Origin of the sequence: Robbsia andropogonis (assembly GCF_000970345.1) — a bacterium.
GTDB classification, from domain to species: domain Bacteria; phylum Pseudomonadota; class Gammaproteobacteria; order Burkholderiales; family Burkholderiaceae; genus Robbsia; species Robbsia andropogonis.
On record NZ_LAQU01000001.1, the window covers coordinates 350,739 to 364,823 of the forward strand.

A 14,085-nucleotide genomic window follows, 5' to 3' on the forward strand; every position below is an offset into this window, starting at 1 on the left:
GCGTAAAACGAGATGTCGTCCATGGCGATGTGAAATCCGCTCACATATCGCCATCTTGGTGTCCAACCCCCAGATCGGTACGGATTATGGAGATTCCATATGCAAGGGCGGGACGCGACGGCGACAAGGAACCGCATCCTGGACGCCTGTGAGCAGGTCTATGCCACACAAGGCGTTGAAGGCTTGACTTTACGCACGATCACGGAACGGGCGTCGGTCAACCTTGCATCGGTCAACTACCATTTCGGTACAAAAGAAGTACTGACCGCAGAGATGCTGAAACGACGCGTCACACCATTGCATCAGGACAGACTGGTGTTGCTGGATATGGTGGAAGCGCAATATGGCGCGCAGATCCGGCCCACCCATGTGCTCGGTGCCGTCTTACTGCCGATGCTCATGATGCTGACAACGCCGAATGCGGCGGACCACCTACTATCGTTTGTATTACGTTTTTCGTCCGATCCGGCAACGATCGTCCGTGAGGCGATGAAATCGGCGTTCCATCATGTCAGCGATAGAGTGGATGCCGCTTTATCCGCCAGCGCAAGGCATATGCCGCCGGACGATGCCGTCTGGCGCGCACGGATCTTTTTTAACGCGTTTCCCGGCACCGTTGCGAATCAGAATCTGGTCACCATGCTGATCGACTTGATGAAAACGCCGAACGTGACGGCGCTGGACATGCTGGTGCAATTCGGCACCGTTATCGAATGCGTGCTGCATCACGATGCGCGCGAGGAAACGGTGATCGGGCTGGCGCGAGATACGTTATCGATTTTGAAGGGCTCCCCCACGCTGACCATCCTTGGCGAGCGGATGGTCTTGATGCCCGCCTCTCCCGTGTCGCCTCCGTCCCCGTTTCCTAGCTGGGGGACCTGAGCAGACACGGCGCCCGATGGCGAGGGTGAAACGGGGAATGTCGCCCGCCGCTACCGCCATCGTCCCAATCCCTGAATCATTGCCGCAGCCAAGCGCCGGTCAGCGCGTCGCGAATCGGCGTGGCACCTTCCTGCGTCCCGAGGGGGGCGTCGACAAAACCGTCCAAACGCGTACCGAAATAGTCCAGCAGCGTGGCCGTGTCCCGGGCCGGCGGCTGCCCGTGGAGGTTGGCGCTCGTGGAGACCAATGCACCACCAAAGGCATCGCATAAAGCAGCGGCCGGGGGATGTGCGGTTACCCGCAGCGCAATGCCGGCGTGCCCGCCTGTCACCCACTCTGGAATCACACTCGCGCGCGGAAAGACCCACGTCATCGGACCCGGCCACGTATCATTTACCTCCGCCCAGACGCGCGCACGTGTTGCCGCGTCTAGCGCGGACAGGTCGATCAACGGGAGCACCTGCTCGATCCGCGATGCGATCAACAGCACCCCAACCGTGGGTGGTCGCTGTTTCAGTGTAAATATCCGCGCCACCGCGGCGGCATTGAACGGGTCGGCGCCCAGGCCGAAAACGCCCTCGGTGGGATACGCAAGAACGTCGCCGTCGCGGAGTGCCTGCCCCGCATCCCGCAGTGAGCGCAGCGGCGCAACGGCGTTGCCTGCGAGATTAGCATCGGCGGCGGGCGGCACATCCTGTCCCGGCACCGCGGCAGCCTCCACGCCCCTGTCACCCTTGCGGCGTCCTGCCCCGCCCCAACCATAGCGCACCGGACGTCCGGCGTCGATGGGTAAATCGGCATGCTCTCCCCCGCGCGATTCGCCCGGGATGTGGTGATCCGTCATCATCGCCTCCCGCTGCGTTCAGGCCTCATCCAGGCCGATATCGACGCTCGACGCGGCCTGGGTGAGTTTGCTCGTGGAAATGTAGTCGACACCGGTCCGGGCAACGTCACCGATCGTCGTCAGGTTGATGCCGCCCGACGCCTCGAGCTTCGTGCGCCCGTCGACCAATGCAACAGCCGCGCGCATGTCGTCGAGCGACATGTTGTCGAGCATGATCAAGTCGACCTCCGATGCCAGCGCCTCGCGCACCTGTTCCAGCCGGTCGCATTCGACTTCGAGTTTCGTCAGCACCGGCAGTTGGCGTCGCGCCCGGCGGACTGCTTCGGCAATGCTGCCGCAAACAGCAATATGGTTATCCTTGATCATGACGCCGTTATCGAGCCCCAGCCGATGATTCAGGCCGCCACCACACACCACCGCGTGCTTTTCCAACATCCGCAAGCCCGGCGTGGTCTTGCGCGTATCGATCAGACGCGCGTTCGTGCCCGCCAACGCCGCGACATATTGGGCGGTGGTGTTGGCGATCCCGGACAAATGCTGAATCACATTCAGCGCGGTGCGTTCGACGGTCAGCACGCTGCGCGCGTTGCCGGAGACGGTCATCAGCACGGCGCCGGCGGGGACCTTCTCGCCATCCCGCACACGCACCGCCAACGTCAACGCCGGGTCATAACTACGGAACACGCGCGCGGCAATATCGATCCCCGCCACGATGAGCGGCTCACGCGCGTTCATGACGAAACTACCGGTCTCGTCGGGCTCGATCATCAACTGCGCGGTGAGGTCACCATGACCGATATCCTCGGTCAGCCAAAGCGCGATCAGGCGCTCGGTCTGGAAAATGTCGTACATGCGAATCGTCCGTTGCAAAGCCATGAAGCCGGCGCGGGCGGCCGGAATAATTTTTTGCCATGATAGCCGTTCTCGCGCATCCGAACCGAGGACGGCCCTGATGACCGCATTGCCCCGCGTTTCCTCGTCCGCATCCGACACCCATGCGTCGCCAAAGCGCGCTTCATGCCAGACCACGCCTTTACATGGTAAGCCCGACAGCGCACTGCCTGCAGATGGGATCGGCGCAGCGTCTCCACCACCATCCAGGACCGCCCTGCTCTCGCGCATGGGTGCCCTGTGCATCGTCAGAGCGCCCGCGGTACCGGCAAGGCCCGCACCCGGCCAGCCTGGCAGTGGCTCGCAGTTCGTACCGAACGAGCCGGAACTCTTTATCGCCGTGACAACCACGCCCGGCGAGGCGCAGGCATCGATCCACGCCTTCAACGGCCATGTCGACCTGGGCACGGGTATTCGTACCGCGCTTGCACAGATCGTCGCCGAAGAATTGGACGTCTGCACGACGGCGGTGACGATGGTGCTCGGCGATGCCGATCAGACGCCGAACCAGGGACCGACGATCGCCAGCGCATCCATTCAGATCAGCGCGGTGCCACTACGGATGGCCGCGGCACAGGCCCGCGCCGCATTGCTCGCACTGGCCCATGCGCATTTCGGCTACCCGCCGCCCCCCGTCACGCAACCCGCGACCCGCCCCGACGGCTGGTGTACCGATGCCGGCCAGGTGATTGCGCCCGATGGCCGTGTGGTTGGCTATGGCACGTTGCTGGCAAGGCAGCGACTGCATCTGACGCTGCGCCTCGACGACACGGTGGCGTTGAAGCCGGTTGCCGACTACCGCGTGGTCGGGACCGCACAGCCACGCCTCGACTTGCCGGCAAAAGCGCGTGGGGCACTGACGTTCGTCCACGACATGCGGGTGCCCGGCATGTTGCACGGACGCGTGATCAGGCCGCCTTATTCAGGGCACGATTGTGGCGCCTTCGTGGGGACATCGCTGTTGCACGTCGACGACGCCTCGCTTGCTGGTTTGCCGGGACTGCGCGCCGTGGTCGTCCTCGGCGATTTCGTCGGCGTGGTTGCCGAGCGCGAGGAGCAGGCGATCCTGGCGGCGCGGCACCTTCGGGTCGAATGGCAACCGATGCAGGCGCCGCACGATGACGCCATCGGCGGCGACGCATTGGAGGACACCGAAGGCGCTGCCCGCGCCATCCTCGCGGCCCCGGCAAGGCATCGACTGCTGCTCGACGAAGGCGATATCGACCGCGCCGAAGCGGATAACGTCGCCCGGGGAGGCGTCACGCTGCATCGGCTGTACAGTTGGCCGTTTCAGTTGCATGCGTCCATCGGGCCATCGTGCGCGCTGGCGCACTACCGCGCGGATGGCCGGTCGACAGTCTGGTCCGGGACGCAGAATCCGCAGACCTTGCGGCATGATCTCGCGCAATTGATCGGCGCGACCGAGGCCGACATCGAGGTCATTCGAATGGAAGCGTCAGGTTGCTATGGACGCAACGGCGCCGACGACGTCACCGGCGATGCGCTGCTCCTGTCGCGGGCGGTCGACGCGCCGGTGCGCGTCCAATGGTCCCGTGCCGACGAGCATCTCTGGGAACCCAAAGGTGCCGCGCAAACGATGCAGGCGCGCGGCAGTGTTGCCGCCGACGGCACCTTGCTGGCCTACGGTCTGACCACGCGCTACCCATCGAACGACGCGCCATTGCTGCCGGCCCTGCTGACCGGCGTGGTGGCCGCCACCCCCCGGGTATTCGAGATGGGAGATCGTACGCTCGTCTCTCCCTATGTGAGCCCACACCGTCGTTTCATCTGCGAGGATCTGGCGCCGCTGGTGCGCTCGGCCTGGTTGCGCGGCGTCTCGGCGCTGCCCAACGCGTTTGCGCACGACGCAATGATCGACGAACTGGCATGGCATGCGGGGGTGGATCCGCTTGCTTTCCGCCTGCGGCATCTCCACCAGGATTCGCGCGCCCAGGATGTGTTGCGTGCGGTGGCAACCCGCGCGGGATGGCAGGCTGGCTGGCGTCCCGGTGGTCAGGAAATGGCGGCGCGAGATCGTGGCGATACATCGGTCCCGGCTGCCACATCGGCTTCGATCCAGCCCGCGCGCTGGCTGCATGGACGCGGGCTTTCCTACGCGCGTTACGTCCATAGCCGCTTCCCGGGCTTCGGCGCGGCGTGGGCGGCCTGGCACGTCGATTTACATGTGTCGCCAGACACCGGCGAGATCCGTATCTCGCGCGTGGTCGTCGGTCATGATGCCGGGTTGATGATTAATCCGGAGGGCGTGCGGCATCAAGTGGAGGGCAACGTGATTCAGACGCTGAGCCGGACGCTGCTCGAACAGGTACGCTTTGCCGATGGCCGGGCCGCCGCACGGGAATGGGGCAGCTATCCCTTACTGACATTCGAGCAGGTGCCCGAGATCGACGTCGTTTTGATGGACCGGCCCGGTGAGCCGCCGCTGGGCGCGGGCGAATCGGCATCGGTTCCCGGTCCTGCCGCCCTTGCCAATGCGCTGTTCGACGCCACGGGCGTACGTTTCCGCGCGCCCCCCTTCACACCGGAACGGGTGCTGGCGCGGCTCGATGCCGCGCCACGCGAAGGAAACGGCGCGGCTCGTCGCGCGACGGGCGCATCGCTGCTTGGGGCCGGTCAACGTTGAAACCATAATCGAGCGACAATGCCGGTTTTTCCGCACCGTTTCTGAATCATGGCTCAACCTGCATCATCCCTTCCCACCTCGCCCCGCCCCCTCAAACCGGCACCGATGTGGAATCCGCCCCCCTTCATCATCGCCGTGGTGCTATGCCTCGTTGGCCTCGCATGGCTCGATACGATGGTCAGCGCCCGTCAGGCCGCACTGTACGCGGTCGGCATCCTGCTGGGCGCCACGCTGTATCACGCTGCGTTCGGCTTTACATCGGCGTGGCGCGTTTTCATAGCGGACGGGCGCGGCGCAGGCTTGCGCGCGCAGATGATCATGCTCGCCATCGGCACGCTGCTGTTTTTTCCCGCGCTGTCGGCCGGCTCGCTGTTCGGCCGCCCCGTCACAGGCCTGGTTGCACCCGCCGGCACATCGGTCCTGGTGGGCGCGTTTCTGTTTGGCATCGGCATGCAACTGGGCGGTGGCTGTGCTTCCGGCACGCTCTACACTGTGGGAGGCGGCAGCACACGGATGATTGTCACGCTTGCCACGTTCGTCGTCGGCTCCGTCATCGGCACCGCTCACCTACCGTTCTGGTCGGCGCTGCCGGCCCTGCCCAAGGTGTCATTGGTCCACGCCCTGGGTGTCGTGCCGGCGCTCGGGTTGAACTGGCTTCTCTTTGCCAGCATCGTCGCCGCGACCATCCTGATTGAAAAACGGCGGCACGGTCGACTGCTGCCGGGCAACGATGGCATTGCCGAACAACCAGGGCTGCGCTGGCTGCGTGGTCCCTGGCCATTGTGGACGGGCGCGATCCTGTTGGTGCTGTTGAATTTTGCAACGATGGCGTTGGCGGGCCGCCCTTGGGGCGTGACCTCGGCCTTTGCACTGTGGGGCGCGAAAGCCGTTCAGGCATTGGGCATCGATATAGCCGCCTGGCCATTCTGGCAAACGACGGCCAACGCCATCGCGTTGCAGGCGCCATTACGTGAAGATGTGACCACGGTCATGGATATCGGCATCATCATCGGCGCGCTTGCCGCCTCGGCGCTGGCAGGACGGTACGCACCGGTCTGGCGTATTCCGCCGCGTTCGCTATTGGCGGCCATCATCGGTGGCCTGCTATTAGGCTATGGCGCACGGCTCGCTTACGGATGCAATATCGGTGCGTATTTCAGCGGCATCGTCTCGGGTAGCCTGCACGGCTGGCTCTGGATGGTGGCGGCCTTCTCCGGCAACGTAGTAGGTACACGGCTGCGTCCCACTTTCGGACTCGCCGTCGAGCGCATTCGTCGTACCGGCTGCTGAAGCAAAATCCGAAAATCGCACCGGCGACGACGCCATGCGCGAACTCGCGAACAAGCAAGCGCACCCCTTCGCGCAAAACCAGCGGCATAACGGATAGGCTAGTTGCTCCAGCTTCCCGCTCATCCGGTGCGACATCATGTTTGGATTATCTTGGTCCCTACGCGAGCAGCGTCAGCATACGCCGCACGTGCCGTCATGGGAGCGGATGCACGCATTCCGGACGGCCGTAGCGGCGTTGATCGCGCGTGGGAATATCGATAGCGCCAGGAAGGTTGGCGCTATCGGCGACGACATCACCGCCGAGGATGTTGCCCAATGTGGTGACGACCAGCGCATTGCGGTGGCGTTGCATCAGCGTATCGTGCTGCCATTGCCCGCGCGGTCGCATTTGCTGGTCTGTGACGGCAGCGTCGATGTCGAATGCCGGCCCACGCCACTGGACTGGATGCCGGAACAACTACAGGGCCCGCGGCCAGTCGCCCTTCGGAAGGGCGAGCACTTTGCATGCGCCGGGTCGGGCTGTGTGGTGGTGCATGGTACGGGGCAACATGCGGCGCACCTGCGGATTATTCAAGAACCGGGACCGTGCCGTGCCGCCATGCAGTGGGTCCAGCGCGTCCTCACACACCATCGCGGGCAATATCCATCGCGAAATACGTCAGGATCAGGTCCGCGCCCGCGCGCTTGATCGCCCCCAGTGTTTCACGCACCACCCGGGCTTCATCGATTGCGCCGGCCGCCGCGGCGAATTTGATCATCGCGTATTCGCCGCTGACTTGATAGGCTGCCAGCGGCAAGTCCGATGCCTCACGGATGTCACGAATAATATCCAGGTAGGCACCAGCCGGCTTCACCATCAGCGAATCCGCACCTTCCGCCGCATCGAGCAGCGACTCACGCACGGCTTCCCGGCGATTCATCGGATTCATCTGGTAGGCGTTGCGGTCGCCCTTCAGTTCGGTGCCGGCCGCATCGCGGAACGGTCCATACAGGCCGGACGCGAACTTCGTCGAATACGCCATGATGCCGGTGTCGTGGAAACCAGCACCGTCGAGCGCTGAGCGGATCGCCTTGACCTGGCCATCCATCGCCGCGGAAGGGGCGATCATATCGGCACCCGCCCGCGCGGCGGACACCGCCTGCAAACCGATATTCGCGATCGTCGCGTCATTGTCCACGCCGCCGTGCGCGTGCAACACGCCGCAATGGCCATGCGTGGTGTATTCGCAGAAGCACGTATCCGACATCACGATCAGTTCGGGCGCGGTCTGTTTGCAGATGCGTGCCATCCGCGCCACCAGCCCTTCCTCATTCCACGTATCGCTGCCCACGTCGTCCTTGTGGTGCGAAATGCCGAATGTCATCACGCCACGGATGCCCGCTTTTGCATACCGTTCGATTTCATAGGCTAAACGGGATTCCGGGATACGCATCACGCCGGGCATGGCGTTGATCGGCGCGAATTCGGTGGCCCCCTCTTCGACGAAGATCGGCAGAATCAAGTCGTCCAGGTTCCATTCGGTTTCCTGGAACATCTTGCGCAGGGCGGGAGTACGGCGCAGGCGCCGTGGGCGATAAATCGGATAAGGAGCGTGTAGGGTCATAGCGTGTGGCGCACCTGCGGGCGGGCGTGAAGTCGTGCAAGAATATCGTCACTTGAACAAATCGCACGGTGCGGGCAGGAACGGGGATAGGCGCCTACGCCGCAGGCCGGGCAATCGAACAGGCAGACCGGCAATGATACGCCTGTTCAGGCAATCCGGCCCCGGCGGCCGGGAGACCCCTCGCTTGACACGATTTTTGCTCGCGCTTACTTTGGCGGGGGCGAAAGCTACGCTCGCTACAGTTCCCAATAACGATTCGCGCCTGTGCGGGGCGTTTGCCATGCCGCACGACCCGGCACCCAAACGCACGCGACAGCCGCAAGCAAGGAGTATGCATTTGGAGACCGTATTTTCGTCTGGAACGACGCCCAGGCCGTCACTCGCACGGCGCCTGGCCGGCTCGACTGTTTCTGCCAATTTGTCTGGTGCGTCCATGATGCGGAAGCATTTGTCGTTGGCGCAGGCGCACGCTGGCCGGCAAGGTATCCCGCGCCGGCCGACCTGGCTGGGGGTCACCACGGCATCGATTCTGGCTGCCGCATTATCATTCGGCGTGGCCAATACCGCCTCCGCCGCCGCGCAGCAGATGAAAGGTTCGCTGGTCTATTGCTCGGAAGGTAGCCCCGCCGGCTTCGATCCGGCGCAGTACACCACTGGCACCGATTTCAACGCCAGCGCCTATACGGTATTCGACCAGTTGGTCGAGTTCGCACCCGGCAGCACGAAGGTCGTACCAGGGCTGGCCGAATCGTGGGAGGTCTCGCCGGACGGCCGGACCTACACGTTCCACCTGCGTCATGACGTTGCCTTCCAGACCACGACATGGTTCAAGCCGACGCGCACCTTCAATGCCGATGACGTGGTTTTCTCGTTCCAGCGGATGCTGGACCCGAACCTGCCGTTCAGCAAGGCCTATCCCACCAGCTTCCCATACTTCACGGACATGGGTCTGGACAAGCTGATCACCAGTATCGAAAAGGTCGACCCTTATACGGTTCGCTTTCATCTCAGCGAAGTAAACGCGCCGTTCATCCAGAACCTCGCCATGCCATTCGCGTCGATTCAATCGGCCGAGTACGCGGCGCAACTGTTGAAGGAAAACAAGGCGCCGGACCTGAACCAGCGGCCGGTAGGCACCGGCCCGTTCGCGTTCCGCAGCTATACGAAGGACGCGACCATTCGGTACGAAGGCAATCCCGACTATTGGCAGCCCGGCGCGGTGAAGCTGAAAAACCTGATCTTTTCGATCACGACGGATGCAACGGTCCGCGCGCAGAAGTTGAAGGCCGATGAATGCCAGGTGATGAGCTATCCGCGTCCAGCGGAAATCGCGTCGCTGAAGCAGGCATCGAATATCGACATGCCGTCGCAGGCGGGATTCAACGAAGGGTATCTCGCGTATAACGTTGAAAAGCCTTACCTGAAAGATGTCAACGTCCGACGCGCATTGGACATGGCCATCGACAAGGCGGCGATCCTGAAGGCAGTGTACCAAGGCATGGGCACACCAGCCTCGACGGCCATGCCACCGACGGAATGGTCCTACGACAAGAGCATCAAGGCCCAGCCATACGATCCGGCCAAGGCGAAGGCCTTATTGGCAAAAGCCGGGTTCGCCGATGGCTTCTCACTCACGCTGTGGGCACTGCCGGTGCAACGACCGTACAACCCGAATGGTCAGTTGATGGCGCAGATGATTCAGGCGGATTGGGCCAAGATCGGCGTCAAGGCCAATATCGTCACCTTTGAATGGGGCGAATACATGAAGCGCGGCCATACCGGCGCGCAGGATGCGATGCTGATCGGCTGGACCGGTGACAACGGCGATCCGGACAACTGGCTCGGGACGTTGCTGGGATGCGATGCCATCCATGGCAACAACTTCTCACGCTGGTGCGACAAGCCGTTCAATGATTTGATCGTCAAGGCGCGCTCTACGACCGATCAGGCTGAACGGACCAAGTTGTATATGCAGGCGCAGAAGATCTTCGCCGATCAACTGCCGTTCTCGCCGATCGCACACTCGATCGTCTACCAGCCGGTCAGCAAGCGCGTGTCCGGCATGATGATCGATCCGCTCGGTAGCGTGCGGTTCTCGGGGGTGAGTATCAAGTAAGAGGTGGAGGCCATCGCCCAGGAGGAATGGGGCGGTGGTGTATCCGCGGTGTTTCAGTCACCTTCACAAGTCAGTCTCGGCGTGCCCATTTTGAACCACGCCTTCACGATCTTTCCGTGCTGTACTTCGTAGATCGCGAGCACGTCGACCTCCCCCTCCCCTTCTGCAAACGTCCGAGTTACCACCTCATGGTCAACAACGACATTATCGACCACGCTCCTGGCGATCAACCTGCCGAACAAATTCGGCTCATCGAACCGGCTGACGTGGCGCGCTCGTACCTCCGCAGCCCCCTTGGCAAGCAAGGTCGAAGGGAATGCGTAATATTCGCAATCCTCGGCCCACCATTGCATGAACGCCTCAATGTCTCTGGCGTTATACGCCTCAAGCTGCTTGTGTACCGGAAAGGTTGTTTCGGATGATGCGCTTGAATCGTCGGTGCTGCCTGGAACAACGCCTTCGGGACGAAGGATGGGGTTTATCTTCATGTGTGTGCTCCCCGAAAGTAAAACATGGCCCTGCATCCAGCAGGCTACTGCGATTGCAGATGTTCGTTTGCTGGTGCTGTCGCTTTCGCATGCCAATACATTCCGCGACGTCCTGCGGACAGCATATGATGCATGAGACGCTTCAATAATGCGAAGCAAAGAACGTTGTTTCTGTTATTACCGTAGGGTGACTTAGTTACTGCAAAAAGTGACAAAGTTGCGCGAATGGCCGGACTTCGTTGCTGCGAATCTAGATTCTGATTGTCGCAATCGGCATCAAAAGGTAGGGGCATTCCACCGGCAGACACGTCCGAGGACGGGAGAACCTGAAAAGCATTGGCTGTTGTTCGGCCTTAACAGTCTGTCGGGCGAAAACCAGCAAATGACCTTTTTCACCGATGGCAACAGTCGCTGAAATCGCGATCCGTGCGCTGCACACGCTCACAGATTTTCGGTCGGCTAGTGCCCTTTAATGCTGTCAGGCTCCAAGCGGCGCGGAATGTGGTACCGATGTATTGCGTGTCAGAAAACCTCGATGAAACTAGATGTACCGGTGACCATCTGGAAAGCTCCAAATGCAGCTATTCCGATGGCCGACATTAGTGAAAGCCTACGTATCCACGAGCTGGGCATCGCTCTGCGTAATGTGCTGGTTAAAATGCTTAAGAACAGCCACCAGACAGCCGAGCCAACAAACACTCCACTGACCATTGTCATTACGGTTGACCATTCGCGGTCACCATGAAAGCCCGCGGTTGATGCGAGCGCGGCAAACATAGCGATAAAAGACAGAATCGTTATAGGGTTGGACAGGGTCAGGAAAAACGTTGCCAAAAAGTAACGAGATACGTTCGCACCCGTCGTCGCTTGGTAACCATTGTGCGTAACGGGGGTCTCGCGCGCTGTGGTCCATGCCAGCCAAAAGAGAAATGCGCCGCCGCAGATTTTCAAGCCTATGGTTAGCGCGGGCTGCGCGTTTGCTATGCCCGCCACACCCAGCGCCCCAAACAACCCATAGATCGCATCCGCGGACGCGGCGCCGATCCCAGTTGCAAAGCCATAACGAAAACCACTGCTCAAACAACGCTGAATACACAGCATTCCAATTGGTCCGACCGGCGCAGCAATGCATAAACCCAATGCCATTGATTTAATTAAAAGCATGTTCCTTCCCGAGGAGAAGCGGCGATGTGCAGATGCATATTAAGCACTATCGGATCTAGCTAAAAGTTATTTTTTAAGTAAAAATCGGTTTTCTACTTTAAAAAATAGGCGCTATGGACGATCTGGATTGGAAGTTGCTTTCGCTGCTGCAGCGCAACGGCCGAATGACCTATACGGACCTGGGCCGCCAAGTGCATCTATCGGTTCCCGCTGTGACCGAGCGGGTTAAACGCCTGGAAGAAGGCGGAGTCATAGAGAGCTACGGTGCTCGGATCAATCCTGTGGCAGCTGGTTATAACGTTAGCGCAATGATCGGAATCACGGTGCCGCAACCTGCGAAATCCAAATTTCTCAAGTTGCTTGAGTCCATTGCCGAAGTCCTTGAATGCCATCATGTAACGGGCGCGGATTCATATGTCATACGGTTGGTCGCTTTGAACATGACTGATCTAGAACAGCTCATCGAACGCATTAACCTTTACGGCGAGACCCGCACGTCAATCGTAATGTCTACTCCTCTTGCTTCACGGGGTGTAGGGCAGCCGCGCACCAAGCGTCACGTCTGAGAAACTGTTCTTTCCATTTTGAGAACAGCAGAGTGAACGGTTTGAGTTCGAAGTACCAACAGGGCTTCACTGGCAAATTGGTAGTAAAAGTACTCCGAGACTTGGCAACGACTGTTTTTTCCGTACATTTCATGCACTCGGTGCAAGATGATGCATGTCCGCTAAGGCCGAAACAGAGACGGCAGTCAGATGGCGGATTCTCGGGTTGGATTCAACCGGTCGCTGCAACGGCCTTGGCAGTCGCCGATGGTCACAGTTGGCCGCACAGCGGACATTGGCAACTACAGACTAAAGATGCTGACATGGGGGACAGCTATCGACCCGTTCAGACCGAAGTTACGAAGGTCCGTTCAAATGGCCACTTCTGACATTCATCTTTTTCGATGAACGATGCGTGCTTAGACGACGCGAATCCACCGCCTTGCTTCTAGCGGCAGGGTGATATGTGGGTTTCCCGGATGCTCGCGTCGTGAAAGCGCAAGGACGGCAGCCATACATACTCGTTGATGTGGCCGCGGGCACGATCCGTTAAAGCGGCGTTTGGTCTAAGGTCCACGATCGCCCCCCCCGAACGGATGTCCCGCCGGAAACCTCCCGGCCGCGTTATAGGTTTGGATCCAGCCAGGATAGGAGATCGCGGGCCAACTCACTTCGTCCAGTCGCTTTTTGTCGTCTTCGCTGAGCACCAGATCCAGCGCTGCGAGGTTGTCAGTGAGTTGCTCGACCCGCTTGACGCCAGTAATGACGCTCGTAACGAAAGGGCGTGCGAGAATCCACGCGAGTGCCACCTGTGCCGCGCTTACGCCATGCTGCGCACCGATATCCGTTAGTACGTCAATAATATCGAAGGCCTTTTCGCTATCGACCGGTGGGAACTGAATGAGAGCACCGCGCGAATGCGCCTCGGCTACACCATTGCGATCAAATTTACCTGACAGCAATCCGCCTGCCAACGGGCTCCAGCAGAGCAGTCCCAGCTTCTGATCTTCGATTGCGGGAAGCAGTTCGCGCTCGATGTCGAGGCCCGCGAGCGAGTAATAAGAATGTATCGAAACGAAGTCCATTCGTGCCGGCCGAAGCGCAATGGCGGCAAGTCTTGCCAATATCGTTCTCGTTGAGATTCTCCGCGCGTACATCGATGAAGTGCAGCCGGTGCCAGGCTGGCTCAGCGCCCTCGGAGATCTGAAGATCGGCGCCGCGCTTCATTTAATGCACGGCGACATCGGCAAGGGGTGGACGGTTCGGGAACTGGCCGCGGCCGTAGGCATGTCACGCACCAACTTTGCGATACGGTTCAAGGCGTTGGTGGGCATGCCGCCGCTCGACTATTTGACTCGCTGGCGCATGTCGGTGGCAAGCCTCGCTCTCAGGCACGGCAACGACCCGATAGCAACGATTGCGACAAGAGTCGGCTATGCGTCAGATAGTGCGTTTAGCAGCGCGTTCAAACGTACTTTCGGACGCAGTCCGAGGCACTACTGGATCAAACCCAAGGATTGAGCCGCATGTCTACGTCGAGGCGGTGAATGGCAACCCGGGATCCGTACGCAGACTTCGGCCTACGCATTGCGACTGACGGGTCCTGCCCGATATCAG

13 protein-coding genes are annotated in these 14,085 nt (G+C 60.8%); 7 read left to right on the forward strand and 6 right to left on the reverse strand.

Annotation, left to right across the window (positions count from 1 at the left end):
* The first annotated feature begins 99 nt into the window (after nt 1-99).
* The gene (locus WM40_RS27585) at nt 100-882 is read left to right on the forward strand and encodes a TetR/AcrR family transcriptional regulator (RefSeq protein ID WP_024905813.1); all 783 of its coding nucleotides are present in this window, start codon (nt 100-102) and stop codon (nt 880-882) included.
* A 76-nt stretch (nt 883-958) separates the two neighbouring features.
* Here WM40_RS27585 and WM40_RS01530 read toward each other — a convergent pair whose 3' ends face one another.
* Nucleotides 959-1,726 (reverse strand): L-threonylcarbamoyladenylate synthase type 1 TsaC, encoded by a 768-nt coding sequence (locus tag WM40_RS01530; RefSeq protein ID WP_081765206.1) that lies wholly within the window; start codon nt 1,724-1,726, stop codon nt 959-961.
* An 18-nt stretch (nt 1,727-1,744) separates the two neighbouring features.
* Nucleotides 1,745-2,848, reverse strand: a complete 1,104-nt coding sequence (gene nadC / locus WM40_RS01535; RefSeq protein WP_236693334.1) for a carboxylating nicotinate-nucleotide diphosphorylase — start codon at nt 2,846-2,848, stop codon at nt 1,745-1,747.
* On the opposite strand from nadC, the gene WM40_RS01540 reads away from it, so the two are divergent.
* The 3 genes from WM40_RS01540 (at nt 2,847) to WM40_RS31035 (ending at nt 7,239) form a co-directional block, all read left to right on the forward strand.
* Complete coding sequence (locus WM40_RS01540; RefSeq protein WP_046151921.1) at nt 2,847-5,261, forward strand: xanthine dehydrogenase family protein molybdopterin-binding subunit; 2,415 nt, start codon at nt 2,847-2,849, stop codon at nt 5,259-5,261. The genes nadC and WM40_RS01540 overlap by 2 nt on opposite strands.
* Nucleotides 5,262-5,309: 48 nt before the next feature.
* Complete coding sequence (locus tag WM40_RS01545; protein ID WP_082102367.1) at nt 5,310-6,551, forward strand: YeeE/YedE family protein; 1,242 nt, start codon at nt 5,310-5,312, stop codon at nt 6,549-6,551.
* Nucleotides 6,552-6,687: 136 nt separating this feature from the next.
* Nucleotides 6,688-7,239 (forward strand): hypothetical protein, encoded by a 552-nt coding sequence (locus WM40_RS31035; protein WP_157685663.1) that lies wholly within the window; start codon nt 6,688-6,690, stop codon nt 7,237-7,239.
* Here WM40_RS31035 and hemB read toward each other — a convergent pair.
* Entirely contained in the window at nt 7,172-8,155 is a 984-nt protein-coding gene (gene hemB / locus WM40_RS01555) for a porphobilinogen synthase (RefSeq protein ID WP_024905808.1), read from the reverse strand. The two genes, WM40_RS31035 and hemB, sit on opposite strands and share 68 nt — an antisense overlap.
* Before the next feature lie 433 nt (nt 8,156-8,588).
* Between hemB and WM40_RS01560 the strand changes: the two genes are divergently transcribed.
* On the forward strand, nt 8,589-10,271 hold the full coding sequence (locus tag WM40_RS01560; protein ID WP_236693335.1) for an ABC transporter substrate-binding protein: 1,683 nt from the start codon (nt 8,589-8,591) through the stop codon (nt 10,269-10,271).
* Nucleotides 10,272-10,324: 53 nt separating this feature from the next.
* Here the strand turns inward: WM40_RS01560 and WM40_RS01565 are convergent, their stop codons facing one another.
* Both WM40_RS01565 and WM40_RS01570 read right to left on the reverse strand, forming a co-directional pair.
* Nucleotides 10,325-10,759 (reverse strand): nuclear transport factor 2 family protein, encoded by a 435-nt coding sequence (locus WM40_RS01565; protein WP_024905806.1) that lies wholly within the window; start codon nt 10,757-10,759, stop codon nt 10,325-10,327.
* 522 nt (nt 10,760-11,281) lie between these two features.
* Entirely contained in the window at nt 11,282-11,923 is a 642-nt protein-coding gene (locus tag WM40_RS01570; protein WP_046151924.1) for a LysE family translocator, read from the reverse strand.
* Nucleotides 11,924-12,036: 113 nt separating this feature from the next.
* Between WM40_RS01570 and WM40_RS01575 the strand changes: the two genes are divergently transcribed.
* Nucleotides 12,037-12,489 (forward strand): Lrp/AsnC family transcriptional regulator, encoded by a 453-nt coding sequence (locus WM40_RS01575; RefSeq protein WP_024905804.1) that lies wholly within the window; start codon nt 12,037-12,039, stop codon nt 12,487-12,489.
* A 545-nt stretch (nt 12,490-13,034) separates the two neighbouring features.
* Here the strand turns inward: WM40_RS01575 and WM40_RS01580 are convergent.
* Nucleotides 13,035-13,553, reverse strand: coding sequence for an aldo/keto reductase (locus tag WM40_RS01580; protein WP_046151925.1), 519 nt, complete (start codon nt 13,551-13,553; stop codon nt 13,035-13,037).
* 19 nt (nt 13,554-13,572) lie between these two features.
* On the opposite strand from WM40_RS01580, the gene WM40_RS01585 reads away from it, so the two are divergent.
* Complete coding sequence (locus tag WM40_RS01585; RefSeq protein WP_052738117.1) at nt 13,573-13,989, forward strand: helix-turn-helix transcriptional regulator; 417 nt, start codon at nt 13,573-13,575, stop codon at nt 13,987-13,989.
* Nucleotides 13,990-14,085 lie beyond the last annotated feature (96 nt).

Coding starts and splice junctions, on each gene's coding strand:
- hemB (WP_024905808.1), bottom strand. CDS start 8,155: ATGACCCTACACGCTCCTTATCCGATTTATCGCCCACGGCGCCTGCGC.
- WM40_RS01540 (WP_046151921.1), top strand. CDS start 2,847: ATGGGTGCCCTGTGCATCGTCAGAGCGCCCGCGGTACCGGCAAGGCCC.
- WM40_RS01545 (WP_082102367.1), top strand. CDS start 5,310: ATGGCTCAACCTGCATCATCCCTTCCCACCTCGCCCCGCCCCCTCAAA.
- WM40_RS01585 (WP_052738117.1), top strand. CDS start 13,573: ATGGCGGCAAGTCTTGCCAATATCGTTCTCGTTGAGATTCTCCGCGCG.
- WM40_RS27585 (WP_024905813.1), top strand. CDS start 100: ATGCAAGGGCGGGACGCGACGGCGACAAGGAACCGCATCCTGGACGCC.
- nadC (WP_236693334.1), bottom strand. CDS start 2,848: ATGCGCGAGAGCAGGGCGGTCCTGGATGGTGGTGGAGACGCTGCGCCG.
- WM40_RS01560 (WP_236693335.1), top strand. CDS start 8,589: ATGATGCGGAAGCATTTGTCGTTGGCGCAGGCGCACGCTGGCCGGCAA.
- WM40_RS31035 (WP_157685663.1), top strand. CDS start 6,688: ATGTTTGGATTATCTTGGTCCCTACGCGAGCAGCGTCAGCATACGCCG.
- WM40_RS01570 (WP_046151924.1), bottom strand. CDS start 11,923: ATGCTTTTAATTAAATCAATGGCATTGGGTTTATGCATTGCTGCGCCG.
- WM40_RS01575 (WP_024905804.1), top strand. CDS start 12,037: ATGGACGATCTGGATTGGAAGTTGCTTTCGCTGCTGCAGCGCAACGGC.
- WM40_RS01530 (WP_081765206.1), bottom strand. CDS start 1,726: ATGACGGATCACCACATCCCGGGCGAATCGCGCGGGGGAGAGCATGCC.
- WM40_RS01565 (WP_024905806.1), bottom strand. CDS start 10,759: ATGAAGATAAACCCCATCCTTCGTCCCGAAGGCGTTGTTCCAGGCAGC.
- WM40_RS01580 (WP_046151925.1), bottom strand. CDS start 13,553: ATGGACTTCGTTTCGATACATTCTTATTACTCGCTCGCGGGCCTCGAC.